This is a genomic window from Agrobacterium sp. CFBP2214, assembly GCF_030209895.1.
GTDB lineage: Bacteria > Pseudomonadota > Alphaproteobacteria > Rhizobiales > Rhizobiaceae > Agrobacterium > Agrobacterium radiobacter.
Genome location: NZ_JARVRC010000025.1, coordinates 1 through 1639 on the forward strand (window position 1 = coordinate 1; position 1639 = coordinate 1639).

At 54.7% G+C, this 1639-nt stretch carries 1 protein-coding gene; it reads left to right on the forward strand.

Going from position 1 to position 1639, the window contains the following annotated elements; genetic code table 11:
• Positions 1-134 precede the first annotated feature (134 nt).
• Positions 135-1394 (forward strand): IS110 family RNA-guided transposase, encoded by a 1260-nt coding sequence (locus tag QRN60_RS25685; protein ID WP_111785503.1) that lies wholly within the window; start codon positions 135-137, stop codon positions 1392-1394.
• Positions 1395-1639 lie beyond the last annotated feature (245 nt).

Sequence of the window (1639 nt, forward strand, 5' to 3'; positions counted from 1 at the left end):
TAACACCTTCGGAAGTTTGCGTTGCAAGAGGCTTTGACCAGTTGCGTAGCCCCAATCAGGCGAAGCAGGTGGTCATAGCCGGGCATCAGGTCTCACAGTGGTTTTGCGAAGCCACACTGTAAAGGAGACCGGCTATGACCGATTGTGACATTACAGCATCTGCTCCCGTTCTGGCAGCTATCGATATTTCCAAAGAACGCCACGAGGTGCTGATCGAAGCACCGGACAAAAAGCGCCGACATCGGGTGAGCGTGCTCAACAATCTTGATGAGTTCGATCGCCTCATCAGCTTGCTGCGCAGCTATCAGCGTCCTGTCCGCGTAGCCTTCGAAGCAACGGGAAACTATCATCGCGCATTGGCATATCAGCTCGGCTCAGCCGGCTTCGAGATCAAACTGATCTCGTCGATCGCGCTGGCTCGGACCAGGGAGGCATTGCATAATTCCTGGGATAAAAACGACCCGAAGGATGCCCAGGTTATCCTCCATATGATGACCATTGGTGCCGAGCAGTTCTACCATGACCCGTTGATGCGCGGCACCAACGACATTCAAGAGCTGTCGAAGACCCACGACATGATCTCACGGTCGAAGACCGAACTGTGGCATCGGATCCTGACACATTACCTGCCATTGTATTTTCCTGAAGCGGATCGCTTTCACCGCAGTTCACGCAGCGACTGGTTCTTCGCCTTCCTCGAACTGTTTCCGTCTCCGCACTTCATCGCGGCCATGAGCAAGGAGGCTTTCATCGAAGCTGCCTGGGATGTCGTGGGACGTAAGGTTGGCAAAGAGCGTTTGCTGGCAGATATTTACGCCACGTCCGCCCGTTCAATCGGCCTTCCGGTTGCACCTGACTCCGACGCAATCTGCATGTTCCGTATGGTTTTGGCCCAGGGCAGAAGCCTGATCGCCCACCGTAATCAAATCGAGGCGCGTGCGGTCGCCATGCTGAAGGACAATCCTGATTACCAACTCTTATGCACAATCCCCGGTATCGGCCCGATCAATGCTTTGACGATTTTGGCAGAGGCGGGAGACCTGCGCCGTTTTCAACACCATCGCCAGTTCCTGAAGTTTTGCGGCATGGATCTTTCGACAATCCAGTCAGGAATGTTTCGAGGCCAGACGAAGTTGTCCAAGTACGGCAATGCTCGCCTGAGGCGGACCTTATGGATGGCAGCTCAAGTCGCGATTTTGCAGCGCGCCAACAGCTTCCGCGACAAATTCGAGCGATACATCACCAAGGACCGTCACAATCCCCATTTGCGTCGCAAGGCGTCAACAGCAATCGCCGCCAAGATGGCTCGCACCGTGCATGCGGTTGTCAAAAGTGGTGAACCCTATCGCCCCTTCTTTGAAGGGACGATCCACAGCGGAAGGACCCTTCTCTGACAGGGCCGTAGAGGCGCTGAGTGTTTCAGCGACCTCGTAGATAATGTTCAGGCCTTCCGCTCGACGGCAAAAGGATCTCGTCTTAAGGACGGTGAGAGCCGCGATTATGCGTACTCTGTGTTTGTTATGGGAGAGACCGTTCGTTGACGATCGGCCGGGCCTACATCATAATCCAGACGTATCGGGAGACCGATGCGATAACGACCTGCTGCCAAAACGGCGATGCATTCCGAATATAGGACGTT